This window comes from Brenneria sp. g21c3 (assembly GCF_040240345.1).
Taxonomy (GTDB): domain Bacteria; phylum Pseudomonadota; class Gammaproteobacteria; order Enterobacterales; family Enterobacteriaceae; genus Brenneria.
The window spans coordinates 15,233-40,994 of the sequence record NZ_JBEIAB010000012.1; the positions used below are offsets into that span (position 1 = coordinate 15,233).

General features: G+C 52.8%; 22 protein-coding genes. 14 read left to right on the plus strand and 8 right to left on the minus strand.

Features of this window, described 5'->3' with window-relative positions; genetic code table 11:
* Positions 1 to 34: 34 nt before the first annotated feature.
* Positions 35 to 1,030, minus strand: a complete 996-nt coding sequence (locus ABRZ28_RS16560) for a LacI family DNA-binding transcriptional regulator (RefSeq protein ID WP_136166245.1) — start codon at positions 1,028 to 1,030, stop codon at positions 35 to 37.
* A gap of 332 nt (positions 1,031 to 1,362) precedes the next feature.
* Between ABRZ28_RS16560 and ABRZ28_RS16565 the strand changes: the two genes are divergently transcribed.
* The 4 genes from ABRZ28_RS16565 (at position 1,363) to ABRZ28_RS16580 (ending at position 7,599) form a co-directional block, all read left to right on the plus strand.
* Positions 1,363 to 2,460: an OmpG porin family protein gene (locus ABRZ28_RS16565; protein ID WP_319602914.1), complete on the plus strand. Its 1,098-nt coding sequence runs from the start codon at positions 1,363 to 1,365 to the stop codon at positions 2,458 to 2,460.
* 81 nt (positions 2,461 to 2,541) lie between these two features.
* A complete protein-coding gene (locus ABRZ28_RS16570; RefSeq protein ID WP_319602304.1) occupies positions 2,542 to 4,020 on the plus strand; it encodes a family 43 glycosylhydrolase in 1,479 nt (492 codons plus the stop codon).
* Between the two features lie 59 nt (positions 4,021 to 4,079).
* The gene (locus tag ABRZ28_RS16575; protein WP_330520939.1) at positions 4,080 to 5,108 is read left to right on the plus strand and encodes an OmpG porin family protein; all 1,029 of its coding nucleotides are present in this window, start codon (positions 4,080 to 4,082) and stop codon (positions 5,106 to 5,108) included.
* Between the two features lie 223 nt (positions 5,109 to 5,331).
* The gene (locus ABRZ28_RS16580; RefSeq protein WP_330520940.1) at positions 5,332 to 7,599 is read left to right on the plus strand and encodes an ATP-binding cassette domain-containing protein; all 2,268 of its coding nucleotides are present in this window, start codon (positions 5,332 to 5,334) and stop codon (positions 7,597 to 7,599) included.
* 104 nt (positions 7,600 to 7,703) lie between these two features.
* On the opposite strand, the gene ABRZ28_RS16585 is transcribed toward ABRZ28_RS16580, so the two are convergent.
* The 3 genes from ABRZ28_RS16585 to cscK all read right to left on the minus strand — a co-directional run bounded on the left by ABRZ28_RS16585 (position 7,704) and on the right by cscK (position 10,171).
* Complete coding sequence (locus ABRZ28_RS16585; protein ID WP_330520941.1) at positions 7,704 to 8,534, minus strand: helix-turn-helix transcriptional regulator; 831 nt, start codon at positions 8,532 to 8,534, stop codon at positions 7,704 to 7,706.
* An 18-nt stretch (positions 8,535 to 8,552) separates the two neighbouring features.
* Positions 8,553 to 9,101, minus strand: coding sequence for a kinase inhibitor (locus ABRZ28_RS16590; RefSeq protein WP_319602300.1), 549 nt, complete (start codon positions 9,099 to 9,101; stop codon positions 8,553 to 8,555).
* 119 nt (positions 9,102 to 9,220) lie between these two features.
* Positions 9,221 to 10,171, minus strand: coding sequence for a fructokinase (gene cscK, locus ABRZ28_RS16595; protein WP_330520942.1), 951 nt, complete (start codon positions 10,169 to 10,171; stop codon positions 9,221 to 9,223).
* 257 nt (positions 10,172 to 10,428) lie between these two features.
* Between cscK and ABRZ28_RS16600 the strand changes: the two genes are divergently transcribed.
* Positions 10,429 to 11,673, plus strand: a complete 1,245-nt coding sequence (locus tag ABRZ28_RS16600) for an MFS transporter (RefSeq protein WP_319602298.1) — start codon at positions 10,429 to 10,431, stop codon at positions 11,671 to 11,673.
* A 6-nt stretch (positions 11,674 to 11,679) separates the two neighbouring features.
* Positions 11,680 to 13,131, plus strand: coding sequence for a glycoside hydrolase family 32 protein (locus ABRZ28_RS16605; RefSeq protein ID WP_330520943.1), 1,452 nt, complete (start codon positions 11,680 to 11,682; stop codon positions 13,129 to 13,131).
* A gap of 266 nt (positions 13,132 to 13,397) precedes the next feature.
* Here the strand turns inward: ABRZ28_RS16605 and ABRZ28_RS16610 are convergent, their stop codons facing one another.
* The 3 genes from ABRZ28_RS16610 to ABRZ28_RS16620 all read right to left on the minus strand — a co-directional run bounded on the left by ABRZ28_RS16610 (position 13,398) and on the right by ABRZ28_RS16620 (position 16,466).
* Positions 13,398 to 14,246 (minus strand): hypothetical protein, encoded by an 849-nt coding sequence (locus ABRZ28_RS16610; RefSeq protein WP_319602296.1) that lies wholly within the window; start codon positions 14,244 to 14,246, stop codon positions 13,398 to 13,400.
* Positions 14,247 to 14,574: 328 nt separating this feature from the next.
* On the minus strand, positions 14,575 to 15,456 hold the full coding sequence (locus ABRZ28_RS16615) for a formylglycine-generating enzyme family protein (RefSeq protein ID WP_330520944.1): 882 nt from the start codon (positions 15,454 to 15,456) through the stop codon (positions 14,575 to 14,577).
* On the minus strand, positions 15,444 to 16,466 hold the full coding sequence (locus ABRZ28_RS16620) for a formylglycine-generating enzyme family protein (RefSeq protein WP_319602294.1): 1,023 nt from the start codon (positions 16,464 to 16,466) through the stop codon (positions 15,444 to 15,446). Before ABRZ28_RS16620 ends, ABRZ28_RS16615 begins: the two co-directional genes overlap by 13 nt.
* A 394-nt stretch (positions 16,467 to 16,860) precedes the next feature.
* Between ABRZ28_RS16620 and sapA the strand changes: the two genes are divergently transcribed.
* From sapA to fabI, 6 genes are all read left to right on the plus strand, one after another.
* Positions 16,861 to 18,567, plus strand: coding sequence for an ABC transporter substrate-binding protein SapA (gene sapA, locus ABRZ28_RS16625; protein ID WP_330520945.1), 1,707 nt, complete (start codon positions 16,861 to 16,863; stop codon positions 18,565 to 18,567).
* The gene (sapB, locus tag ABRZ28_RS16630) at positions 18,564 to 19,529 is read left to right on the plus strand and encodes a putrescine export ABC transporter permease SapB (protein ID WP_330520946.1); all 966 of its coding nucleotides are present in this window, start codon (positions 18,564 to 18,566) and stop codon (positions 19,527 to 19,529) included. Before sapA ends, sapB begins: the two co-directional genes overlap by 4 nt.
* Complete coding sequence (sapC, locus tag ABRZ28_RS16635) at positions 19,516 to 20,406, plus strand: putrescine export ABC transporter permease SapC (RefSeq protein WP_319602291.1); 891 nt, start codon at positions 19,516 to 19,518, stop codon at positions 20,404 to 20,406. The genes sapB and sapC overlap by 14 nt, the downstream gene beginning before the upstream one ends.
* A gap of 15 nt (positions 20,407 to 20,421) precedes the next feature.
* Positions 20,422 to 21,414 (plus strand): putrescine export ABC transporter ATP-binding protein SapD, encoded by a 993-nt coding sequence (sapD, locus tag ABRZ28_RS16640; RefSeq protein ID WP_319602290.1) that lies wholly within the window; start codon positions 20,422 to 20,424, stop codon positions 21,412 to 21,414.
* Positions 21,414 to 22,229: a putrescine export ABC transporter ATP-binding protein SapF gene (sapF, locus tag ABRZ28_RS16645; protein WP_319602289.1), complete on the plus strand. Its 816-nt coding sequence runs from the start codon at positions 21,414 to 21,416 to the stop codon at positions 22,227 to 22,229. Before sapD ends, sapF begins: the two co-directional genes overlap by 1 nt.
* Before the next feature lie 197 nt (positions 22,230 to 22,426).
* Positions 22,427 to 23,218, plus strand: a complete 792-nt coding sequence (fabI, locus tag ABRZ28_RS16650) for an enoyl-ACP reductase FabI (RefSeq protein ID WP_330520947.1) — start codon at positions 22,427 to 22,429, stop codon at positions 23,216 to 23,218.
* 153 nt (positions 23,219 to 23,371) lie between these two features.
* Here the strand turns inward: fabI and ftrA are convergent, their stop codons facing one another.
* A complete protein-coding gene (ftrA, locus tag ABRZ28_RS16655) occupies positions 23,372 to 24,361 on the minus strand; it encodes a transcriptional regulator FtrA (RefSeq protein ID WP_319602287.1) in 990 nt (329 codons plus the stop codon).
* A gap of 110 nt (positions 24,362 to 24,471) precedes the next feature.
* Here ftrA and ABRZ28_RS16660 point away from each other — a divergent pair, with 110 nt between their 5' ends.
* Together ABRZ28_RS16660 and ABRZ28_RS16665 are read left to right on the plus strand one after the other, a co-directional pair.
* On the plus strand, positions 24,472 to 24,756 hold the full coding sequence (locus tag ABRZ28_RS16660) for a hypothetical protein (protein WP_319602286.1): 285 nt from the start codon (positions 24,472 to 24,474) through the stop codon (positions 24,754 to 24,756).
* The gene (locus ABRZ28_RS16665) at positions 24,753 to 25,649 is read left to right on the plus strand and encodes a DMT family transporter (protein WP_319602285.1); all 897 of its coding nucleotides are present in this window, start codon (positions 24,753 to 24,755) and stop codon (positions 25,647 to 25,649) included. Before ABRZ28_RS16660 ends, ABRZ28_RS16665 begins: the two co-directional genes overlap by 4 nt.
* Positions 25,650 to 25,762 lie beyond the last annotated feature (113 nt).

The following is a 25,762-nucleotide window of genomic DNA, read 5'->3' on the forward strand; positions in this document are numbered from 1 at the left end:
AGCCAGACAGACGCCGTCGCCGCTGGCTCAATGACTACAGCGACTCGCGCCGCAGCAGCGGACTGGTTATTTTGGTGATGTCGGTGTGTTCCTGACGATTGATGATGTGCAATGTGGATTGCCGACCGATTTCATAGTGCGGGAGTTGTACGGTGGTCAAGGCAGGCAGGAACAGATCGCCGATGCCGACCAGATTGTCATAGCCGAGAACCGCGACGTCTTGCGGTATGCGAATGCCTTTCGACAGTAACGTCTGGTAAACCAGAAACGCGATGCGGTCGTTGCCGCACACCACGGAATCAAAGCGCGGTTTCCCGTGATCGAGATATTGCTCGATAATCGTCACGGCATCGAGGTAATACTCGTCGCCAAGGCGCAGATGATGTTGCCAGAGCAGTTCGGGATCGAGAGAAAACTCGCGGCAGGCGCGCTCAAGCCCCTGCCGGCGCCGGGCGCTGGCCAGTCTCTCCCGCGGCAGATGGATGCACAGCGGTTTACGGTAGCCCGCGCAGAGCAACGCGTATACGCCGTCATACTGCCCCTGTTCATCGTCCGGTATATAACTGGCCACGCCGCCCTGCTCGCTTTCGCAGTTCGCCAGCACGCAGGGCAAACTCAGCAACTTTTTCGGCACCGGCACCGTGCGCAGCCCCATGGTGGTGTAGATAATGCCGGCGGGCCGATGGGATAGCAGTAAATCGACGATATCGTCCACGCAGTCCGACATGAACATGTTGACGACAAAGCTGTTCCAACCGTGAGCGCGGGCCGTTTCTTCAATCGACAGGGTCATTTCGACTGAAAATGGCGTGGTCACGGTATCCAGCGCCAGCACGCCAATGGTCTTGGGCGTCGCCCTGGCGCCGCGGATTTTTTTCGCCGACAGGTCGGGTACATAATTCAGTGCTTCAATGGCCTGCTTAACGCGCTGATAAGTTTCCGGCTTCAGACTTTCCGGACTGTTCAACGCCCGCGATACCGTCATCAGGGAAACATTCGCCAGCTTTGCCACATCTTTTAAAGAAGCCATACCATCCCTTATTCCCGTGCTGAATGCACAAAAGTCATCGCTTATCCGCCCGCGGATAAACCGGCCCGACGTGGTTATCGCCGGAATGCGCTCGATTTCAGATGTTTATTATATTCATGCCGTTAGCGCCCTGATAAAGCGATTTTTACTCATAAACATGACCGCGATCGCATAAAATCAATGTTAACGTTAACTATTGTGATTAACATCAGAATTCTTTCATACGCCATCTTCTGCACCTTCGCCCCTCAATGTTAACGTTAACTCGCACGATTTACTAAAAGCAGAAGCTAATGTGCGACACCCACCAATAATGATGAGACCGATACGTGATGAAAAATACATATCTCTGTATTTCGCTTGCGCTGTTTGCAGGTCAGACCGCGGCGGCGACAACCGACAATGCCGCAGAAGCAGAACAAAAATGGTCGTCCGGCGATATCAGCGCCAGTACATGGGGCGTAACTTCGCTCGGCACGACGGGGCAAGCGACAACCACAAGCGACGCGCCGGAAGATAAGGCGGACATCGCTCGTATATCCCAGGAGCAGCAGTCAGTACACTGGAATACGGTCGACAGTTCGCTGGATGCCGGCGGTTTGCACGGTAATATTGGCAGCAAAATCGAAATCGACGACACGCGCTGGAAAAATAACAGTAAAAACGGCGGCAAATTTAAACTGGCGCTCATTCAGGCCTGGCTGCGTCACGATGAATTACCCGGCTGGTATTTCGGTTACTGGAACGCCCGCGAAGATAACTATAGCGGCCAATTTTCCAATCAGGATTACAGCGGCACCAATACCATCAACGAAATGTATATCGGCAAGATTAATGAGTTTTATCGTGGTAACTGGGGCGTGGAAGTTCTGGGCGGCACCGAGAGCGCGAGCAAACGCTGGAAAGGCCGCCTGAAACTGTGGGGAGAATCGCGCTTCACCGATAAATGGTCGCTGTCCGGTTATATCTTCCGCGAATATCAGCCGCAAAGTAATGACGCCGGCAACGGCGATCTGGAGCACCACATCATGGAAATGGAGCCTGCGCTGCAATATCGCGTGAATCCGGATTTAGGGCTATATATTCGGCCTTATTATTCCTGGGAAAAACAGGTTCGGCAATCATGGGGAAATATTATTGAGGAAGAGTGGAAAGTTACCGCCGGATTATGGCGCAACTGGTATCCCCTGCTGACTTCGCTCTACGTCGGTTTCGGCAACGACAAAATTTATAATAACGCCAATAAATCGGAAGTATTTTATTACGGGAAATACAACTTTATCGGCGCCACCGCCAGTTATCCCATTGTCGATAACCTGCGCCTGTATGGTGAATTTAAAGCGCAGTTTACCAAATCGCATGGTCAATGGACCCATGACGGCCATTCCTGGAATCCCTTTACTATCGTCGGTGTCGAATACAGTTTCTGATGCATTCACTCATATGAAAATAATTTTTCGGTAAGAGAGATCACCATGTTTAAAGCCAATAAAATGACAACGGCTATACTGATGTTTTTAATGACATCGATGAATACCGCCTGTACCTCATCGGCGACGACCGATAGCCAGACGCCGGCGGCGGAAAATAGCCGCGCGGAAGTTCACCAGCAGGTAGACGCCTTTTTTCCCCGGGTACCCGGCTCCTATATCGGCGATCCGATGCCGTATGCCGAGAATAATCAATTCTACATTTTTCATCTTAATGATATTCGCGGCGGCAAAGATCTCGGCGTTCACGCCTTTCATTTACTTGCGACCAGCAATTTATACCGTTATCAGAATCTGGGCGAAGTGATCCCCTATGTTAACGATCTCGACAGCCCGGAACTGCTATTAGGCACTGGTTCGGTGATTAAGGCCGGCGAGACTTATCACGCCTGGTATACCGCCCATAATCAGAATGTTTTTCCGGCCGAATCCATTATGCACGCCACCAGCAGCGATATGCGCAACTGGACCAAACACCCTGAAGATACCTTTCTCCCTGGGGAAAACTACCGGGCGAATGACTTCCGCGATCCGCACGTCGTCTATATTCCCGAAGAGCAGCGTTACTGGATGCTGATTACCACCCGTCAGAACGGCACCGGCGTCATCGCCAAATACACCTCGACCGACCTGACCCACTGGCAAGATGAAGGCGTGCTGTTCCGCAATGATACGACCAGCCATGATTCCAATCTGGAATGCCCGACGCTGGTCTATTTCAACGGGCGCTGGTATCTCAGCTTTAGCGACCAGTGGCCGCATCGCCTGACGCAATACCGCGTGGCGGCGTCGCCGAACGGCCCCTTCGTCAAACCGGAAAATTTCTACTTTGACGGCGCCGGATTGTATGCCGGCAAACTGGTTGAGCAAGGTAAACGTCTGTTTGTTTTTGGCTGGGTGCCGACCAAAGCCGGCGAGGATAATCACGGCAATATCGACTGGGCGGGCAATCTTATCGCCCATGAATTAACCGCGGACGCCGATGGCCGGCTAAGAACCAAACTGCCGCAGGAAATAGCGGATGTCTTCGGGCAAAAAGCCCCGCGGCCCGAACCACTGCGCCCGTTATTAACGGAAAACAGCGCCGCGTCATTTGGGGAAATCAGCAGTCAGGTCTTTGCGCCGTTATCCGGCACGATTGAAATCAGCGGTAATTTACCAATGAACGGCGACGGCGTCATTTTCAGTTTCGGTATGGATGACGATAGTCCGCAGAATGCGCCGCTGAACGTCGTCTTTAATAAAAAGACCAATAAAGTGCTGTTTTATCCGGCGGGAATAAATGATTTACCCAAACGCAAGCCGGAAATGGGTATAGAAACGCCATTATCCGACAATATTCATCTGAAAGTGATTATCGAGGACTCCATTGCCGTGTTCTATATCAACGACAATATCGCCTTCAGCACGCGTATGTACCATATTTCCGGCAAAAAATGGGCGATCAGCGCGCCGCAGGGAAATATCGATAGCCGCGATCTGCGTATTCGGCGTTTTTAATTAACGTGTCGTCTTATTTTCTCACTGTATTGCGATAGTTTTGCGCAAGGGAATTATTTATGAAAACGAATATCTCTAAAAAATGGGCCCTGCTCGCCATTACCGTATTACCCATGACCGGTCAGGCGGCGATGGATATCATGCGGAATGATGAAGGCGCGGTGATCGGCGTCAATCCCTGGTCCTATCTGAATGAAGAAATTATGTGGACCACCACCCAATCGTCTTATCCTCACGGCGGCAAGGTACACGGCAATATCAAAAGCAAACTGGAAGTTACCGACACCAACTGGAAAAACAACACCACGCATGACGGCGCGGACAACTTTGTTCTCTCGCAGGCCGTATTACGCCACGATAGCCTTCCTTCCTGGTATCTGGCCTTTTATAACGCCAGGGAAACCGAATATCAGGGCAGTTTTACCAGCCAGAAATATGAAGAGCATACCCAGCGCACCCAGTTGATTTTTGGCTACAACCATCAGATCGGCCGGGGCGACGTGGGGGCGGAACTGCTGGTCGGCAGCGAATCGCTGAATGAACGCTGGCAGGTGCGATACAAGCTGTACGGCACTTATCGCCTGACGGATCGTTTATCAATGTTCAGCTACTTCTATCAGGATCTTCAGCACAAACGCTCCGCCGGCGCCGAAGGGATTAACGATACCGATGTCACCACCAGCGAGATCGAACCCGGTCTGCAATATATCATCACGGATAATACCGGCGTCTGGCTGCGCAGCCGATACAGCGAAGGCAAGCTGACACGAAAACAGTGGGGAAATATCAACAATCAGGACTGGACGACCAGCGTCGGCGTTTGGCATAACTGGGACAACAGCCTGACCACCACCCTGCACAGCGGGGTCGGCCATTATCGTAAATACAACGCCCGTCCCGAAGATGGCGAAGTGTTCCAGAACACGCGCTATAAATATGTCGCGCTCGGCGCCAACTACCCGATCAGCAAGCGATTCAATATCTCAGGGGAAGTGAAAGCCTCGGATGATAAACAGTCCGGCAGTTGGGTAACCAACGGCAAAGCGATAAATATGTCCTACATGCTCTCCGCAGATTTCAACTTTTAATGCGCCTGCCGTTACGGTGCGTCGCTTAAGCGGCGCACCGCGCTAATAATCCTTCCTCAGCGGCAGGCCGGATAGCCGCCCGATCGCGCCGAAGCCGGCAGTACCGCACGGACGCTGAATTCTAAATATTCATCTTGGCTGAAATCCTTAACCTATAATAACAAAGTATATTTTCATTACAGTCTCGCTTAGCCGAGACAAAAAAGGTGAAAAGGACTCAGTTTTGCAGTGGATTAAAGTCGTTAACGCAACACAGAATAATCTCCAGGGCGTTTCTGTTGCCATACCCGTGGGACAAATTACCGTTTTTACCGGCGTATCAGGATCGGGTAAATCCTCTCTTGCATTCGGCGTATTGGCGGCCGAATCTCAGCGGCAGCTGAATTTTACCTACCCCAGCTATATTCGTAACCGCCTTCCGCATGCGGGAATACCTCAGGTTGATGTGATTACCGGCCTTTCTACCGCCATCATCATCGATCAGAAAGCCATAGGAACCAACAGCCGTTCGACGGTGGGTACCGCAACCGATGCATCTTCGCTGCTGCGCCTTATTTTTTCCCGCGCCGGCGTTCCTTTCGTTGGCTATTCGCCCGTCTTTTCATTTAACGATCCGGCGGGTATGTGCTCCCGTTGCAAAGGGCTGGGCGTTGCCGCCGATCTCAATATCGATGAGCTTATCGACGTTAATAAATCGATCAACGAAGGGGCATTCACTTTCCGTGGTTATGCGCCCGGCACCTGGTATTGGAAATGGTATAAGCGCACCGGGTTATTCGATCCGGATATGAAACTGCGCGACTACCCGGAAGATCTACTGAACATGTTGCTGTATGCGGAGCCGGCGCCGCTTCAATCTCCGCCGCCCGGCTGGTACGCGACGGCAAAGTACGAAGGGATCGTTCATCGTTTCAAACGCATGTTTTTGGGCCATGACAATGAAACCTTCAAAAAACGTTACGCCGACGATCTGGCGCGGATTATTCAGCAAACCACCTGTCCGGCATGCGGCGGCGCAAGGCTGAATGAGGCCGCGCTGTCATGTCGTATTGACGGAGACAACATTGACGAACTCAGCCGTCTGCCCGTCGACAAGCTATCTGAGAAGGTAAAGGGTTGGGATATGCCGGAGGTCGCGCCGGCGGTTGAAAATCTCTCCCTGCTGCTGGATACCATGTTGAATCTGGGGCTGGGATATTTGCAATTAGCCCGCCCCACGCCCAGCCTATCGGGCGGCGAGGCGCAGCGTATCAAGATGGTTCGCCACCTCAATAGCTCGCTGACCCGCTTCACTTATATTATGGACGAACCCTCTACCGGACTTCATCCGCGCGATGTCCGGCATCTGGCCGGCATCCTCCGGCAGTTGCGTGACAAAGGCAATACGGTGCTGGTGGTGGAGCACGATCCCGATTTAATCGGCATTGCGGATTTTGTTGTCGATATGGGGCCGGGGCCAGGAGAAAACGGGGGACAAATCTTGTTTGCCGGCCCGATGAAAAAGCTTTTCGCCAGCGGAACGCCGACCAGCAGCTATCTGCGCAGGCCGCGAACCTTTTGCCAACCCCGCTTACCGCAAGAGGGATCGATAACCGTACGCAATGCGCGGCTGCACAATCTAAAAGGGATCTGCGTCGATATTCCTCGCGGTCTACTGACGGTTTTAACCGGCATCGCCGGTTCGGGCAAAAGCTCATTGGTACAGGAAATCCTCAGGCAGGAACCTACGGCGCTGCTGATTGACCAAAAGCCGGTGCGCGGCAGCATTTCCTCCACCGTCGCGACCTACATGGGGTTTATGGACCGTATCCGCGACAGGTTCGCCGAGGAGAATCACGTCAGCCGCGGCTGGTTCACGTCATCGTCGCGGGGCGCATGCCCGGTATGTCGGGGACACGGCGTCATATCGACTGAACTCGCCTTTCTCGACAGCGCCGTGTCTGAATGCGAAGCGTGCGGAGGCTCCGGTTTTAACGATAAGGCGCTTAGTTACCGTTATAGAGAAAAAACCATTGCCGATGTCCTCGCCATGTCGGTCGATAAAGCAAAGGACTTTTTTACTTCGCGTGATTTACCCATCGGATCGGCGCTGATACGCCTGTCTCGCGTCGGATTGGGGCATCTGTCTTTAGGACGCGCCACGACGACATTGTCCGGCGGGGAGAGGCAAAGATTGAAACTGGCGGCGCGGCTTGAAGACAAGCTGGATATTTTGATTTTGGATGAGCCCACTACCGGTCTGCACGGTAATGATATCACCCTGTTTCTGGCATTGATCCGCTCCCTCGTTGAGCAAGACGTGACCGTCATTATGGTTGAGCACGATCTGGACGCCATGCTGGCGGCCGACTGGATTATCGACCTTGGCCCTGAAGCCGGCAACGCCGGGGGGGAAGTGATATTTGCCGGATCGGCGCGCCAAATTCTGACCGCCAGCGGGTCGATTACCGGTCGCGAACTGCGTCGTTATATTCAGGAAAGCCCTTCTTGATAGCGCTGGGTTCAGCGACGGCGGAATAAAGTCCCCTCTCCCTTGTCGTCGGCATCATGTGTTACAACGTAACCAGTGGCGAAGGTAAAATCAGGGGATCGCGTTTAATCCCTACCGTCGTTTACTACGCCGGCGGACTTTATGGCTTGACGCAACGCTCGCGGCGTAATCTGAAAGCGTTTCTGGAAACGGGCGGTAAAACGGGATGGACATTGATAGCCGTTTTCTATGGCGATCTGACCCACTGGTTTTTGGGTTGTCTGTAGCGCCGTTAATGCATTGCCTAAGCGCACATCATCAAGGATCTCCTGGAAACTCCCCCCCTCCGCCGCCAGGCGGCGGTGAAAGGTGGAGGTCGCCATATGCAGGTGAGTAGCGACCAGACTGGCGGTCCAGGGCGTCGAGGGATCCAGCATCAGGAGGCGCTGGCATCGATTGACTAACGAATCATCCCGCTGAGTCAGCAATATCTCAGCCGCGCCGCGGTTCTGAAGCATCAGCAGCATGCCCAACGTCGCATGCTCTAACAGCGGTCGGGAAAATTTCTTTTCAAATGCATCCGTAAGCTGTTGCCAGCAGTAAAGCAACTCATGATCCAGCGCGAGACAGAACGTGGGTTTCTTGTCGCGGGCTAACGGCGCGGGATGATGTTGTCTGAAGCGATGAATCAGTGACGGCGGAATATAAAGTATCTGCGAGAGATAACGGCCGTTATCAGGATAATTGGCGAGATGCAAATCGTAACCCGCCGGGAAAAGGATCAGTTGGGTGCGATCGGCGGTTTCGCCATGCTCGCCCCACTGAACCCTCTTTTTCCCACTGTTAACGCGACACAACGCCGGCATCAGCAATTTTACCCGATGAAGCTCATGCGCCTGACGTGAACAAATCGTCTGGAGACTCAACCGGGAAACATCATCATCTTCTGCCTGCATCGTGTTTTATATTCTTAATTAGTGACCATAAACCGGGACCAGTTCAGCCGTCGCCAGTTGGTTGGCGTTAAGCATGAAACCAACCAGCGCGCCGCTTGCGTTGCCATCAATCGGCAGGTTATCCGCTTTTAACGCCCAGATTTTAAAATGGTAACGATGAGGCTTATCGCCTTTGGGAGGACATGCCCCGCCGAAACCGACATCGCCATAATCATTTCTGCCCTGAACCGCGCCGGCGGGCAGTTTGGAACCATCTTTATTTCCAGCGTCGGACGTCAACGACGTTACTGTGGCAGGAATGTTCACCATCGTCCAGTGCCACCAGCCGCTTCCCGTCGGAGCGTCAGGATCATAGGCCGTGACGGCAAAACTTTTCGTTCCCTGCGGCGCATCAGACCAGCTCAGCGCGGGCGACCGGTTCCCGCCTTCACAGCCGAACCCCTGGAAAACCTGAGCTTCGGATAACGACTTGCCCGTTTTGATTTCATCGCTCGTTAGCTGAAATGCGGCGGCGTGCGTTGAAAAAGAGAATGAGGCGAGCAGAGCGAGTACGATATGTTTTTTCATAAATTATCCTGGGTAACCAATTGATGTTCAATGAGGTTACCCAGAATGCCAATCTATTATCGTGCAGTTACGACCGCGTATGATGCAAATCCTACCGATATTGCGCTTATCTGCGCAATTTACGACAGGGCGAGTTCCGCTTCGGCCTGGTAGCGAACCAACGTATCCCGGTACGGCAACGCCGTCATCGCGCCTTTCGAGGTGGTCGCCAACGCGCCGCAGGACTGCGCCTGCGCAATGATCGCCGGCAGCGCGACGCAATCCCGCCATTGCGCGCCCTCTTCGCTTAATCCCGCCAGCAGGCCGGCGACAAACGCATCGCCGGCGCCGGTGGTATCCACGGCCCGTACGGCTTGCGCCGGATAGAACGTCATCTTGCCCGGCCGGCCCGCCCAGGCGCCGGCCTTGCCCTGGGTCACCACCAGCAGCGCCGGGCTGATTTCGTCGCCGAGCGCCGTCATCGCCTGCTCAACATCCGTCATCCCGCTGATCAACATCAATTCATCATCAGAGAGTTTCACCACATCGGCCATCGCCAGCGCCTGTTTGACGCAGGATCGCATCTGGTCGCGATCCGGCCACAGATCGTCGCGCAGATTGGCGTCGAAACTCAGCCAGCCGCCGGCCTGTCTGACCGCAGCCATCGCCTGTAACGTGGTGGAACGGGACGGTTCGGCCGCCAGCGCGATAGAACAGCAGTGCAGCCACTCCCCGGCGCTAAAAGGCGGCAGGTCGCCCGGTTCAAGAAACAGGTCGGCGCCCGGACGCACCATGAAGGTAAACTGCCGTTCCCCTTCTTCATTCAGGGTAACCAATACAATGGAGGTTCGATGCTGCGCATCATAATGCAGGTAGGCGGTGTCGACATTTTCCTGTTGCAATACCTGCTGCAACCGGTGACCGAAAGGCTCATCGCCCACGCGGCCGATAAACGCGCTGTTGCCGTTCAGCCGGGCGATGCCGACGGCCACATTAGCCGGCGCGCCGCCGGGACAAGGTAATAAACGCTGCATATCGTCGGCGAACAGATCAATTACCGCATCGCCCAACACCCAGACTTTACTCGTCATGTTCACCTCGATAATACATTGATTATTAATTAAAATAGATGACTTCACCGCCCCGCTGATTTAGCAGGAGATCGGGTGTTCTTCATTTCAGACCGAAGCGGAAATCGCTCTTGAATGGGAATGTAACGGGTCGCTGGCAAAAATAAAATGTTAACGTTAACTTTCATGATTAACATCACATTCCAGCAATGAACCGCTTTAATTTTTTTATAGTTAACGTTAACAATTCAGCCATCAAAATGTCAGGAGTCAGACTGATGAACGCTGAAACCAGAAAAACCTATATTTTATTAAGCAGCCTATTTTTCTTTTTTTTCTTTACCTGGTCCTCGACCTGCTCGCTGTTATCCATCTGGCTTAACCAGTATGTGAATTTGAATTCGACCGATACCGGCATTATTTTCTCGGCGATTTTGCTGGTATCGTTCTGTTCACAACCGCTGTACGGCTACATCCAGGATAAACTTGGGCTGGGCAAACATCAGCTGTGGTTTATTTCTATTCTGCTGGTGTGCAGCGGGCCGTTCTTTATGCTGTTCGCCGATCTGCTGCGTTTTAATATTTATCTCGGCAGTCTTGCCGGCGGGTTATACATCGGCGCGACGTTTAACGGCGGTATCGGCCTGCTGGAAGCCTACATCGAACGTTTTTGTCGTACGCGAGGGATCGAATATGGCCGTTCCAGAATGTGGGGCTCGCTGGGCTGGGCCGTCGCCACTTTCTTTGCCGGCATCAACTTCAACATTAACCCGTTGTACAACTTCGCCCTGGCCTCCATTTCCGGCATCTTGTTCCTGCTGTGTCTGAGTCAGGTGCGCATCGCCAAAGAAAATGCGATGAGCCAGCTTCAGTTCGGCGATCCGGCCAAAATCACTCTGGCCGACGCCGTCGGGCTGCTGCGATTGTCGCGCTTCTGGGCGCTGGTCGTCTTTGTTATCGGCACCTGTATTTACGGCGTTTACGATCAGCAGTTCCCGGTCTATTTCGCTTCACAGTTTCCCGATCTGCATGCCGGCAACAGTATGTTTGGCTACCTGAACTCGCTCCAGGTATTCCTCGAAGCCGGCGGGATGTTCCTGGCGCCGTGGCTGGTTAACCGCATCGGCGCCAAAAACGGCTTGATATTGGCCAGCGCCATCATGGCGCTGCGCGTTATCGGTTCCGGCCTGGTCAGCGGCGTGTTTTTAATTTCCGTCATGAAGCTGCTGCATGCGGTAGAATTACCCATCCTTTTGATTTCTTTGTTTAAATATAACAGTCTGAACTTTGATAAACGGTTATCGACAACGATTTACCTGGTAGGCTTCACCTGTATCAGTTCCGTGGTCAGCAGCCTGTTGTCCCCGCTGGTGGGTTACAGCTATGAGCTATTCGGTTTCGCCCGAACCTATCTGTTTATGGGTAGTATGGTGCTGATCACCACGCTGATTTCCTGGTTCCTGCTGGAACCTAATCAAACTGTCCGGCCTTCCCCGACCTTAACCCCGCGCACAATAAAGTGAGTCGCTATGATTGAGTTATTAGAAAAAGCCAATAGTTACATTGCCGCGACGCGGCCCTTGATGAACATGGAATGGTATCCAACCTGGCATTTGGCGCCCACGGTCGGTTGGATGAATGACCCGAATGGTCTGGTTTGGTACGACGGCATGTACCATGCGTTTTACCAGCACTATCCCTACGAAGCCGTCTGGGGGCCAATGCACTGGGGTCATGCCCGCAGCCGCGACCTGATCCATTGGGAGCATCTGCCGGTGGCACTGGCGCCGGCGGGCGAAGATGATAAGGACGGCTGTTTTTCCGGCTCGGCGGTCGATAACAACGGAGAACTGTCGCTGATCTATACCGGGCACGTTCACGAAGGCGATCGCGCCAGCGATGAAGGACTGCGTCAGGTGCAGTGCCTGGCGACCAGCCGTGACGGCATACATTTCACGCCGCAGGGTAAGATCATCGACGCGCCGGCGGGCATCCAGCATTTCCGCGATCCGAAAGTCTGGAAAATGGGCGACTACTGGTACGTCGTGCTCGGCCTGAAGGTGGAAAACCGCGGCGAAGTCCGCCTGTGGCGCTCGACCGATCTGCGCAACTGGGAACCGCAAGGTCTGCTGGCTCGCTCGGCGCCGGGCGAAAGTTATATGTGGGAATGTCCTGACTTTTTCCCTTTGGGCGATAAGTGGGTATTACTGTTCTCCCCGCAGGGAATGAAAGCCGAGGGCTATCACAACCGTAATCTATTCCAGAGCGGTTATATGGTCGGCACATGGCAGCCCGGCAGCGAGTTCGTGATTGAAACCCCGTTTACCGAGATCGATGCCGGTCATGATTTCTATGCGCCGCAAACGCTGCTGGCGCCGGATGGCCGCCGTATTATGCTGGGCTGGCTGGCGATGTGGGAATCCCTGATGCCGGAGAAAGCGCATCTCTGGGCCGGCATGTTGTCAATGCCGCGCGAGCTGACGCTGACGTCAAACAACACGTTGCGGGTGGCGCCGGCGGCGGAAATCGACGCCTGCTGTCATCAGGAACACCGGCAGCAGAATGTTGAACTGAAAAACGGCAGTTTGCCGTTGGCACAGGACTGCGCCGCGCAGTTCGTAACGCTGGACATCGATCTGGCGGCCAGCGATGCCGAGAAGTATGGTTTGTCGCTGGGCAGCGAACCCAATAATGAGCAGGGACTGTTTATTTATGTCGATGATCAGTCACGCCGTCTGGTGCTGGAACGCCGTTATCCGGCGCATGGCATTAGCGGCTACCGCAGCGTACCCCTGCCCGTTTCTTCTAACCTGCGCCTGCGCATCTTCTTCGATCGCTCGTCGGTTGAAGTGTTCGTCGAGGATGGCGAACGCTGTCTGAGCAGCCGTATCTATCCGCAGGCGCAGGAGCGTCATCTGAGTCTGTTCGCCCAGAACGGCGGCGCTCGCTTCAATAGCGTCGAAAACGGGAAAATCAGCTGATCCTTTTGCCGCCCGACGACCGGGCGGCATGCCTTTTAATTGCGACGACAGGCATAAAAAAAAGCCAGCACGCAGGCTGGCTAAAATAATACTGGAAGCAATGTGAGCAATGTCGTGCTCTTCGCGAGTGCCTGGGAAGAGGCAACTACTGAAGTGCGGGATGATGATAATAGTTATCAGTATCAGTTGTAAAGTGTTTTGTTGAGAATTTTTCTCATTACCATACTGATGGTAAGGTTCCTTGCCGACAGCCCCGCTCTGTTTTATTACCCTTTCACCGTTTTCTTTAGCGTCCACGGCGCATACTTTTGCACAAAATCCTCCCAGCGATCGGCCAATAAACTTAAATGGCGCAACTCGGTATCCAGCATGGCTAAACTGCGGCGGTGACTTCTGAGCATCATTTCAAACTGATCGAGCATATCCACGACGCTGGATGCGTTGTCGGCAATGGCCAGCGCCTGACGCATTTCAAGCTGCGAGTGGTAGGTTCCCTGTTTTAAAGCCTCAATATCTTTGCGTACCGCTTCAGCGTATTCTTCGTCGCCCTTGCCGGATGCCAGTAAAAACTCCGCGTTGGCCGCGCCCAACCGCACACAATCCCGGCGCGCGACAAGCTCTCTGATATAGTTTTCAATGACTTTTGACGCGGCGGGCTGATAGGGTTCGCTGATGAACGTCGCTTTAATAAAACAGAGCATCTCCTTTTTCATAGCGATCTCAAAGGATTCCACCATTGCCGTCTTTTCGCTATCCAAAGGGCTTGAGAAGGCATCATGCAGAGCGCCGGCGAGAATATTGCCCGATGCATGCGCGCCTTCCAGCGCGATAATAAAAAAGGACGAGGCCAAATCAGAGACTTGATCCGACGGATCGCACAGAGAGCTATTTTTTAACTGCTTTATCCGCTCGCTTTGCGCAACAATATCCTGTGCGGATAACACTTGCGGGGCGGCCCGCTGTTCCGGGCAATCCTTACGCTCACCCGCAACGTCAATGGCTTCGAATGCCGCCATTTCGACCTCAACAGGCAAGTCAGGGGCATCATCGGTAACGTTTTCCGCCTTATGTGAAAACTCGACGTCAAGAGTGCGTTGAGACCTGATACCGTCCATCCAGAATTGCTCCCTTTTTCGAACAAAGTTCTTACCTATAACGGCATTTATTTGTCAGGGTTTAGTAAATTATTGGCACTCGTCATCACTAAGCCCACCGAACATGATCTATGACAAGAATTTGCGCCGTTGATTGAAATTAAAACGGTGTCTTTATTTAATAAAGATAAGGTTTTAAAAATGCGCCGCGTTTCAGGAAGCGATAGCCATCATCGCGCTATCCGATGAGCGGATCTCTGCTGTGAGCGCCTTGCGGCGTATTAAAACAATATGATGGGAGACGCCCAACGGAATGATTTATCCGTAATCTTCGGGCGTCTCGGCTGCCTTACTCTTGGCTTTCAGGCCACGTAGCGCAGCGGAAAGTATTACGGCCTTTCAAATCCTCATCAGGGTGATAGGTAATCGTCGCCGCGCCCCCTTCCATTGAAATTGCCTGCGATGTAATAAAAGTGCCATCGCGATCGGTGGCGGTCCATTCGAAGCCGTTTGACGCCATATCGTAAAAGCCCAATGGGGTTGGCGGAAATTGTCCCACCGACATAAGCGGCTGATCCAGGCTGCTGCCCGTGGGATTAACGGCCATTTTTTGCGCTTTACTGGCGACGTTGCGGCCGATATCGATCAGTCCATTATCCGTTGGGAACAGAACCCGTTTACCACCGTTACGAGCCGCATATTCCCACTCATTCCTGCTGGGTAGGCCCGCTTTTTGCCCGATCTGCTCACCGAACCAACGGCAATAACTTTCAGCCTGCGCGTAAGTCACTTCAGCCGGTGCATCATCGGGCGGCGACGACGAACTATCATCATCCGGAAGCTTTTGCGCCGCCTGATCCGTATTTATCAGATAACGCTCGTACTGCTTATTCGTAATTTTGGTTTTGGTCAGCGCAAAATCGCCAATGTAGAACGACTTGGTCGCAGAATATTTTTGGATTATCGGTAATGCATAGGCACGGCCTTTTTCATCCATTTCGAAATAACCTAATTCAGACTGTCGGCCTTTCACGGCGATTAACAGGTCACTCAGCGCTGATTTATCGACGCCTTTATCAGAGTCAAAGGTAAAAAAATGGCGAACCGGCGCCGTGGAATCACTGATTTTTTTATGCAGCTTATCGGAGAAAAGAATAAACGGCAGAGTAAAAGCCAGAACCAGAGATGTAAGATAAATTTTAGTTCCGCGTTTCATTATCAATGACTCCATATTGCGCAGCGAGCGGTAATCTGCCCATCGCCATCCGGTAGATTATCCGGTTGAATCCCTGCGAAATCCCGATCGTGCGCAGTAACGCCCATCCCGGAACTATCGGCATAGAATTTATAGGGACGAATAACTTTCGCCGGTCCCCGAGATGTGTAGGAAGGCTCAGACGGACCTGTTGGATCAACGGCGAGCGAATTTTCTCTCTCTTTGTTAGAGTACCAGTCGTAAACCCATTCCTGCCCATTGCCGATAAGATCGTAAATACCCAACGGATTCGGCGTTACCGAGCCTACATCCACCAGGTAGCTGCCGAACTCAAACATGTTATGGTTCATATCGTCAAATTCAGGCGCATTCTGACCAGGCTTAATCGTGCCGTCGTCGGTGGCGAAACCAACATATTGCCCACGGTTACGAGCGGCATATTCCCACTGCGCTTCCGTCGGCAAATGCATCGGCTTATTGACCTGTTGCCCCACCCACTGGCAATAGGCTTCGGCATCCTGCCAGCTCATTCGCGCAGGAAGTTGCGCCGCTTGCAAACTATGTCGTTTGTTCCACTCTCTATGTTCGAAGCGCTGTTCGGCAGGAAACGGGTTGACTAACCGCTGATGGACTGCCAGAAAGAGATCGAAATCCTGATTGGTGATTTTGTATTTCGATAGAGAATAGTCACTCAGTTGGACCGGGTAGACTGGACTAGGGGCGCACATGCTGAGCATCGGATATTTATGGCAATCATCCGCCCCCATCGTAAAACTGCCTCCGTTGATAGAAACCATATTATCCAGCGCACGCTTCAGCAGATCGGCTTGCCGGATTTTCACTGTGTCCGCATCAAGCAAAGGCAAATCTTGTTGCGACTCGACGGTTTCATCCTTACTAAAGTGGGAATAATAAAAACCAGCGACTTTAAACATACCGCCGCTGTAAAACATCGCGACGCACAATACCAGCAATACAAAGCAGGCTTTAGCAATCCCGATGAAGACGTTAATCAACGTCTTCATGCTACTGCGAAACCTTCCCATTTCCTTTCCCCCATCCATTATTTTAAGTACTATGCCAATCCAAGACGGACATTGTATCAGCGATCGTGTAATCCTTTATTTATTGCGAGCCTAAATGTATCCCCCCAGGGCAGTGTCCGCAATAGATTTTATAGAATAATTTATTTATTTTACAACGAGATATCTCTCTCATTATGACATTCCCGATCCCCCCTGGGGACGAATGATCAACGACACCCAATCCGGACCAAATCCCCGGCCGTACGCGTATGGCATAATATTCCATTGTCGGCCAAAAATGGTCGGAAAGTCGCCATACGCGCATAACGCAGTGGGGACAAGGGGCAGAGTGCGGTACACTCTGTCTATTACGTATTGACTGAAAAAATCCCGTATGCCTGGAAAAACCTGTCTCGCACTGGCATTCGCCTGGCTGGCGATACCTGCATTGGCGTCCTCTTTGCCTGTCGCGTCGGCCCCCGCGTCGCTGCCCGATATTCGTCAAAGCGGTTTCGTCTATTGCGTCAATGACGTGCTGAATACTTTTAACCCGCAGATGGCGCGCAGCGGCGTCACCATCGATACCCTGGCGGCTCAGCTTTACGATCGATTACTGGATGTCGACCCCTATACTTACCGGCTGATGCCGGAACTGGCGCAGCGCTGGGAAGTATTGGATGAAGGCGCGACATACCGGTTTTATCTGCACCGCGACGTTGATTTTCAAACCACCGCCTGGTTTAGCCCTACGCGTAAAATGAACGCGGACGATGTCCTGTTCAGCTTTCAACGCATGCTGGATAAGCATCACCCCTATCATGACGTCAACGGCGGAGAATATCCCTATTTCGACAGTCTGAAATTCGCCGATTCCGTCCACAGCATTCGCAAACTGGGCGAATATGCGGTGGAAATTCGGCTTAACAAGCCGGATGCGTCTTTCCTCTGGCATCTGGCCACGCATTATGCGCCGATTCTGTCGGCCGAATACGCGCAGGGGCTGGCCGCAAATGATAAGAAAGAATTACTCGACCGCGAGCCGGTCGGCACCGGCCCCTATATGCTGAATGAATACCGCAACGGACAATATATCCGCCTGACGCGCAACGACGCATACTGGCGCGGCCAGCCCCGCATGCGGCAGGTGGTGGTGGATCTCGGTTCGGGCGGCACCGGACGTCTGTCCAAATTGCTGACCGGAGAATGCGATATTCTGGCGTATCCCGCCGTCAGTCAGTTGGCGATTTTACGTAACGACCCGCGCTTGCGTCTGTCGCTGCGCCCCGGCATGAATATCGCCTATCTGGCATTCAACGTGCGCAAACCCCCGCTGGATGACCATCGCATGCGCGAGGCGATTGCGCTGGCGATCAACAACGATCGGCTGATGCAATCGATTTATTACGGTACGGCTGAAACGGCCGCCTCAATCTTGCCGCGCGCATCCTGGGCCTACGACAACGATGCGAAAATCACGGAGTACAACCCGGAAAAATCCCGTCAATTGTTGCAGGCGTTGGGCATCACCCATCTCAGTTTGCGTCTCTGGGTACCCAGCGCGTCGCAATCCTACAATCCCAGCCCGTTGAAAACCGCGGAACTGATCCAGGCCGATCTGGCGCAGGTCGGGATTCAGGTCACGATAGTGCCGGTTGAAGGCCGCTTCCAGGAAGCCAGATTGATGGAGCTTAGCCACGATTTAACGCTTGCCGGCTGGACGACGGACAGTAACGACCCGGACAGCTTTTTCCGCCCGTTGCTCAGCTGTGCCGCCATACCTTCCCAAACCAACTATGCTCACTGGTGTAATGCGGACTTTGATGACACGCTGCAAAACGCGCTGTCCTCACAGCAGTTGTCGAAACGCATTGAATACTATCAGCAGGCACAGCAGATCCTGGCCGAGCAGTTACCGGTATTGCCGCTGGCGTCCTCTTTACGATTGCTGGCCTATCGCTATGATATGAAAGGAATTGTGTTAAGTCCGTTCGGCAGCGCCTCGTTCGCGGGGGTTTTCCGGCAAAACGACGGCGACGATGATCAGGAAAGCGCGCCGCAAGAGCCTTCTTCACAACACGCCGCTGAAGGAGAAACACCGTGATTATCTTTACCCTACGCCGCCTGTTGCTGTTGCTGGTGACGTTTTTTCTGCTGACGCTGCTGGGTTTCAGCCTGAGCTACTACACGCCGCATGCGCCGCTTAACGGCGCGGCGTTATTCGACGCTTACCGTTTTTATCTCTCCAGTCTGTTGCAGGGTGACTTCGGCCGATCCAGTATCAACGGCCAGGCCATCCTGGTACAGCTGAAACAGGTGTTCCCGGCGACGATCGAACTGTGCCTGCTGGCTTTCGCGCTCTCCTTGCTGGTGGGGATCCCGCTGGGAATCACCGCGGGAGTGATGAAGAATAAAGGGGCGGATATCGTTATCAGCACGCTGGCGCTGATCGGCTTTTCCCTGCCGGTATTCTGGCTGGCGCTGCTGCTCACGCTGTTTTTCTCCCTGCATCTTGGCTGGCTGCCGGTTTCCGGTCGCTTCGATTTGCTCTATCAGGTAAAAAGCGTCACCGGCTTTGCGCTGATCGATGCCTGGCTATCCGATTCGCCCTATCGCAACGAGATGATCATGAGCGCCATTCGACATTTGATTCTCCCCATAGCGGTGCTTGCCGTGGGGCCGACGACGGAGGTCATCAGACTGATGCGCATCAGCACCACCGACGTCATGGGGAAAAACTACATCAAGGCGGCGGCGACGCGCGGTTTATCGATGATGGCCATCATTCGCCGCCATGTGCTGCACAATGCGTTGCCGCCGATTATGCCCAAGTTGGGGTTACAGTTTTCGACCATGCTGACGCTCACCATGATTACCGAAGTGGTGTTCAACTGGCCGGGTCTGGGCCGCTGGCTGGTCAACGCTATTCGTCAGCAGGATTACGCCGCCATATCCGCCGGCGTGATCGTCGTCGGCGCGATGGTTATTACCGTTAATGTGTTGTCCGATATTGGGGGTGCAATGACCAACCCGCTGAAACATAAGGAGTCGTATGCCCTTCGATAATGTTTATAGCGAAAAACGGATCCCCAGCCGGCTGGGGGATATCTGGCGGGTATTCCATCAAGACACGCTGGCGATGATCGGTTTTTACGGTTTTTTGATTCTGCTGGGTCTGTGCCTGTTCGGAAAACTGCTGGCGCCCTATGACGTCAGCCAGCAATTTCTCGGCTACCAGATGCTGCCGCCCTCCTGGTCGCACTATGGCGAAGTCTCCTTCTTCCTGGGTACCGACGATCTGGGCCGCGATCTTTTGAGCCGCATATTAAGCGGCGCCGCGTCCACCGTGGGTTCGGCCTTTATCGTCACGCACGGCGCGGCGTTATGCGCCGTGATTTTGGGCGTATTGGCCGGCGTTACGCACGGGCTGCGTTCCGCGATGCTTAACCATATTCTCGACACGCTGCTGTCGATTCCGTCGCTGTTGCTGGCGATCGTCGTCATCGCCTTTATCGGTCCGCGGCTGGAGCACGCCATGCTGGCGGTGTGGCTGGCGCTGGTGCCGCGTATGGTGCGCACCATATACAGCACGGTACATGACGAAATGGATAAAGAGTACGTCATCGCCACCCGGCTTGATGGCGCATCGACCTTTTACATTATCTGGTACGTGGTATTACCGAACATTGCGGGCATTCTGGTATCCGAATTCACCCGCGCCCTGTCGATTGCGATTCTGGATATCGCGGCGCTGGGGTTCCTCGATCTTGGCGCGCAGTTGCCGACCACCGAGTGGGGCGCCATGCTGGGCAACTCATTGGAACTGGTCTATGCCGCGCCCTGGACGGTCATGTTGCCCGGCGCGGCCATTGCGCTGAGCGTTCTGATCGTTAACCTGCTTGGGGACGGCATTCGCCGCGCCCTGGTCGCAGAAACAGAATAATGGCGGAGACAACCTATGCCATTGCTTGATATTCGTAATCTGACCATCGAATTTTTCACCTCGGACGGCCCGGTGAAAGCCGTTGACCGAGTCAGCATGACGCTCAATGAAGGGGAAATCCGCGGGCTGGTGGGGGAATCGGGATCGGGCAAAAGCCTGATTGCCAAGGCCATCTGCGGCATCACCAAAGATAACTGGCGGGTGACCGCCGACCGTTTCCGCTTTGATGATATAGACCTGCTGCAACTGACGCCGCGTCAACGGCGTAAGCTGGTAGGCCACAATGTCTCCATGATTTTTCAGGAACCGCAGTCCTGTCTGGATCCGGCGGAAAATATCGGCCGGCAATTAATTCAGGCCATCCCCCGCTGGACCTATAAAGGCCGCTGGTGGCAGCGCTTCCAGTGGCGCAAACGGCGAGCCATCGAACTGTTGCACCGCGTCGGCATCAAAGATCATAAAGATGTCATGGGCAGCTACCCCTATGAGTTGACCGACGGCGAGTGCCAGAAAGTGATGATCGCCATCGCGCTGGCGAACCAGCCGCGCCTGCTGATCGCCGACGAACCGACCAATGCGATGGAATCCACCACGCAGGCGCAGATTTTTCGCCTGCTGTCGCGGCTGAACCAGAACAATAACACCACCATTCTGCTGATCAGCCACGATCTGCAAACCATGAGCAAATGGGCGAATCGGATAAACGTGCTCTATTGCGGCCAGACGGTGGAAAGCGCCACCAGCGACGATCTGATTAGCGCGCCGCATCACCCTTATACCCAGGCCCTGATTCGGGCAATGCCGGATTTCGGCCGTTCGCTGCCGCATAAAAGCCGTCTGAATACCCTGCCGGGGGCGATTCCGTCGCTGGAACACTTGCCGGTCGGCTGTCGGTTGGGGCCGCGCTGTCCTTATGCGCAAAAGCAATGTATGCAGGCTCCCCTGCTGCTATCGGTCAAGAACCATTGGTACGCCTGCCACTTCCCGCTCAATATGGAGGAATCCTGATGGTCGAAACGTTGCTTGAAGCCCGTAACCTGACCAAAACATTCCGTTACCGTACCGGTCTGTTTCGCCGACAGCATGTTGAAGCCGTGAAGTCCGTCAGCTTTACCTTACGCGAACGCCAGACGCTGGCGATTGTCGGTGAAAATGGTTCCGGAAAATCCACGCTGGCAAAAATGCTGGCGGGCATGATCCCCCCCACCGAGGGCGAGCTGCTGATCGACGATCATCCGCTGCATTATGGCGATTACAGCTACCGCAGCCAACGTATCCGCATGATTTTTCAGGATGCGGGCAATGCGCTGAATCCACGCCAGCGGATCGGCCAACTGCTGGATGTGCCGCTGCGTCTGAATACCGATCTCAGCGCCGAAGCGCGAGAGAAAGCCATCAACCTGACGCTGCAACAGGTCGGGCTGCGGCCGGATCACGCTTATTATTATCCCCAGGCGCTGGCGCCGGGTCAGAAGCAGCGCGTGGGTCTGGCGCGGGCGCTGATTCTGCAACCGAAAGTGATCATCGCCGACGAAGTGCTGGCTTCGCTGGATATGTCTATGCGCTCACAAATTATCAATCTGATGCTGGAACTCCAGGAGAAACACGGCATTTCTTATATTTATGTCACCCAGCATCTGGGTATGATGAAACACGTCAGCGATCAGATTCTGGTCATGCAAGGGGGTGAAGTGGTCGAGCGCGGCAGTACGGCCGACGTGCTGGCCTCCCCGCTGCATGAACTGACCAAGCGTCTGATCGCCAGCCATTTCGGCGAGGCATTGAGCGCCGATGCCTGGCGGCGCGATGGCGCGCAATTTTAAACGCGGCCGGTTCGAACGATTTCAGCGCGACAGCCTGAAAAACGGCGGCAAGGCTAAAAAAACGGCGATGATGCTTCGGAGTACCCTTCTCGGCTCCAGACATGGTAGAATCGCCCGGTTTATTCACCTCGGTCATCATTAACTGATTATTTTTAATATTGATGATTGCAGCAACAATGTTCACAAGGATTACTGCTATGGGTTTTCTTACCGGTAAGCGCATTCTGGTAACTGGTGTCGCCAGTAACCGCTCCATTGCATTCGGTATCGCACAGGCAATGCACCGCGAAGGGGCTGAACTGGCGTTCACGTATCAAAATGATAAATTGAAATCTCGCGTTGAAGGCTTTGCCGGCGAACTGGGTTCCAGCATTGTTCTGCCCTGTGATGTCGCTGAAGATGCCAGTATTGAAGCGCTGTTTGCCGAACTGGCCAAAGTCTGGCCGAATTTCGATGGCTTTGTTCACTCCATCGCTTATGCGCCGGGCGACCAGCTGGATGGCGACTATGTTGATGCGGTAAACCGTGAGGGCTTCAGCATTGCTCACGATATCAGCTCTTACAGCTTTGTCGCGTTGGCGAAAGCCAGCCGTAAAATGCTGAATCCGAATTCCGCGCTGGTTACCCTGTCCTATCTGGGCGCGGAACGCGCTATCCCCAACTACAACGTGATGGGTCTGGCGAAAGCCTCGCTGGAAGCGAACGTGCGTTATATGGCGAATGCCATGGGCGCCCAGGGCGTGCGCGTCAACGCCATCTCCGCCGGCCCGATCCGTACGCTGGCCGCGTCGGGCATCAAGAACTTCAAGAAAATGCTGTCGCACTGCGAAGCGGTCACCCCGATCCGTCGCGTCGTCACCATCGAGGATGTCGGCAACACCGCGGCGTTCCTGTGCTCCGACCTGGCTGCCGGTATTTCCGGTGAAGTTCTGCACGTTGACGGCGGCTTCAACATCGCCGCGATGAATGAGCTGGAACTGGATAATTAATCTGCCTGATTAAGCCCCCGAGACTTCTGCGGGGGCTTTACCGCATCCCCCTCTTCCTACTTTTCACATTTTCATGCGGCTCAATCCCAATAGGCTGTTTCACGCGTCAAAACGCCTGCTTAATCCCCCTTCTCAACCACTCCAGGGTAGCGATCAATTGCTTATTATGCGTGATTGCCGATACTCGGATGGACTGCAATGTTCATAAAGTCGAAATTGATGACGTAATGTCGCTTCCGATGAGTGGCCGGAGAGTTCCGCAATTTTATCTATCGGATAATGCGTGGCGCGCAGTAATTCTTTGGCGCACTCTAGTCGTCGTAGCGCCAGCCAACGCATCAGGGGCAAACCAGTAACATTATAGAAATGACGTTGTAATGTTCGTTCAGACATCATCATACGCTTTGCCAAAGCCGGGACGCTTTGATGCTCTCTAAAATTTAAATTAAGCCAGTCAATCAAGGCGGCGATACGGTTTTCACCTTTTTCCACCACCCGATAATTATTTTTCTGACTATGGCCGCCAGCGCGAAGGAATGGAATGACCAGACGTTCTGCGACCATATTGGCCACACGCAATCCATAATCTTTTTTTACCAGATGCAGAAGCATATCCAGCCCAGCCGCGGAGCCGGCGGAGGTAATAATTTGCCCTTCATCAATATAGAGCGCAGAGTTGGATACATTGATCTCGGGATAACGTTGAGCTAATAACCGAGTATGGTGCCAGTGACTGGTAACAGTTTTTCCCTTCAGCACGCCTGCTGCGGCCAGCACAAACACACCGGAACAGATGCTACAAAGACGTGCCCCGCGTTGCCAGGCCGCGCGCAATGCAGACAATAGCGCCGGAGGGGGCTGGTCGTTGACATTACGCCAGGCAGGGATCACGATCGTATCAGCGACCTCCAGCAATTCAAGCCCATTGGCAACCCTTACTTCAATGCCTCCCACTGCATGCAATATGCGAGATTCTGCTGAGCAGACAGAAAAACGGTACCAGTCGGTTTTCAACTCTGGTCGTTCCACTGCAAAAAATTCCACTACACAACCAAATTCGAAAGTTCGTAAACCATCGTAAGCGACAGCGACTACATGGTGGTTCAGTTTGGCAGAATTCTTATGAAATTTGGCTGTTTCCATGTTTCCCCCACCCGAATAAATATACGAAAATATCCAGAAATTATAGTGATATTAGCAGATTACTTATACGGAGCTCAGTCTTTTACTGGCATTTTCTTTACGGAGGCCATATGGATATTACAGTTGCCTTGGTGAATCCAGAAACAGTAACAGCGGAGATGCGCGAACTCTATGAGCAACATGAAAATCACGCACTGAGTTTGATTGCAGCTCGTCTGCGAAGTTTAGGATATCTAGTTGATTTATATGATTTACGTGTTGATGGACTAACAGAAAATGAAATAGCTGAATTAGGGAAAATCCCTCGCGATACATATGACGAGCATGTTTTTATATCTGAATTTAGCAGTCAACTGCGAGAGATAAATAAAAAATTCAGGAGGCTGGAGTTATGAATATAAGAGTTTATATCAAGCTGGCATTATCGGCTTTTTTCTGGGGAGGTTCGGCGATTGCAGGGAAATATGCACTTCAAGTATATAGCCCTTCCTTTGTTACATTTTTCCGTTTTTTTATTGCTGCTTTGATAATGTTTATTATTGTACGACGTGACCATGCATCTCTAAGACTTGACACGCGAAATCATTTACAATTATTCATTATTGCATCGGCGGGAGTCAGCATGTGTTACTATTTCTATTTTAATGGATTATACCATAGTTCTGCATTTAACGCTGGCATTATTGAGGCAACCATTCCGCTTCTGACTTTATTATTCGCTGCTTTATGCAAAATGGAGCGCATTATGTTATATCAACTTTTCGGACTGACAATTGCCTACGTAGGCGTTGGTTTAACCATAACCAATGGTAGCTGGAAAGTAATTAAGGAAGCAAGTTATAATATTGGCGACATCATGCTGTTAATAAGCACAGTATGTTTTGGTGTTTATAACGTTCTAACAAAACGCTGGCAAATAAAAATCCCTGGAATGGTGTTTATGTTTTATTTCTTTTTTTATGGCAGCATTGCATTGTTCCCATGGTTTTTTAACGGACAGAAAGAATCATTTTCCACTGATATTAACATGCTATCTTTAGCATGGGTCGCCATTTTATTTATGTCGTTGGGTGGTTCAGTTATTGCCTATCTATTTTTCAACCAAGGCATTGCAGAAATAGGCGCATCGCGGGCTGCGTCCTTCATCAACCTTGTACCATTCATCACTGTTTTTTTATCTGTAATTGTTTTGAGGGAACGTTCAGAGCTATTTCAGTGGATGGGCGCGGCCATAATTCTAGCTGGGGTTTTTATAGCAAATAAAAATCCAAAAAATGATATTGTGTGAAGACCATTATGGGTGTGCGGAATTATCTTCTGTGGCGAGAAAGAGATCGTGAGGGGCAATGATAACCATATTTTATATATCAGCAGATTAAGCCCCGCGATTTCTCGCGGGGC

Coding starts and splice junctions, on each gene's coding strand:
- ABRZ28_RS16565 (WP_319602914.1), top strand. CDS start 1,363: ATGAAAAATACATATCTCTGTATTTCGCTTGCGCTGTTTGCAGGTCAG.
- ABRZ28_RS16665 (WP_319602285.1), top strand. CDS start 24,753: ATGAATATAAGAGTTTATATCAAGCTGGCATTATCGGCTTTTTTCTGG.
- ABRZ28_RS16575 (WP_330520939.1), top strand. CDS start 4,080: ATGAAAACGAATATCTCTAAAAAATGGGCCCTGCTCGCCATTACCGTA.
- sapA (WP_330520945.1), top strand. CDS start 16,861: ATGCCTGGAAAAACCTGTCTCGCACTGGCATTCGCCTGGCTGGCGATA.
- ABRZ28_RS16605 (WP_330520943.1), top strand. CDS start 11,680: ATGATTGAGTTATTAGAAAAAGCCAATAGTTACATTGCCGCGACGCGG.
- fabI (WP_330520947.1), top strand. CDS start 22,427: ATGGGTTTTCTTACCGGTAAGCGCATTCTGGTAACTGGTGTCGCCAGT.
- sapD (WP_319602290.1), top strand. CDS start 20,422: ATGCCATTGCTTGATATTCGTAATCTGACCATCGAATTTTTCACCTCG.
- ftrA (WP_319602287.1), bottom strand. CDS start 24,361: ATGGAAACAGCCAAATTTCATAAGAATTCTGCCAAACTGAACCACCAT.
- cscK (WP_330520942.1), bottom strand. CDS start 10,171: ATGACGAGTAAAGTCTGGGTGTTGGGCGATGCGGTAATTGATCTGTTC.
- sapF (WP_319602289.1), top strand. CDS start 21,414: ATGGTCGAAACGTTGCTTGAAGCCCGTAACCTGACCAAAACATTCCGT.
- ABRZ28_RS16560 (WP_136166245.1), bottom strand. CDS start 1,030: ATGGCTTCTTTAAAAGATGTGGCAAAGCTGGCGAATGTTTCCCTGATG.
- ABRZ28_RS16585 (WP_330520941.1), bottom strand. CDS start 8,534: ATGCAGGCAGAAGATGATGATGTTTCCCGGTTGAGTCTCCAGACGATT.
- ABRZ28_RS16600 (WP_319602298.1), top strand. CDS start 10,429: ATGAACGCTGAAACCAGAAAAACCTATATTTTATTAAGCAGCCTATTT.
- ABRZ28_RS16620 (WP_319602294.1), bottom strand. CDS start 16,466: ATGAAGACGTTGATTAACGTCTTCATCGGGATTGCTAAAGCCTGCTTT.
- ABRZ28_RS16615 (WP_330520944.1), bottom strand. CDS start 15,456: ATGGAGTCATTGATAATGAAACGCGGAACTAAAATTTATCTTACATCT.
- ABRZ28_RS16660 (WP_319602286.1), top strand. CDS start 24,472: ATGGATATTACAGTTGCCTTGGTGAATCCAGAAACAGTAACAGCGGAG.
- ABRZ28_RS16610 (WP_319602296.1), bottom strand. CDS start 14,246: ATGGACGGTATCAGGTCTCAACGCACTCTTGACGTCGAGTTTTCACAT.
- sapC (WP_319602291.1), top strand. CDS start 19,516: ATGCCCTTCGATAATGTTTATAGCGAAAAACGGATCCCCAGCCGGCTG.
- ABRZ28_RS16590 (WP_319602300.1), bottom strand. CDS start 9,101: ATGAAAAAACATATCGTACTCGCTCTGCTCGCCTCATTCTCTTTTTCA.
- ABRZ28_RS16570 (WP_319602304.1), top strand. CDS start 2,542: ATGTTTTTAATGACATCGATGAATACCGCCTGTACCTCATCGGCGACG.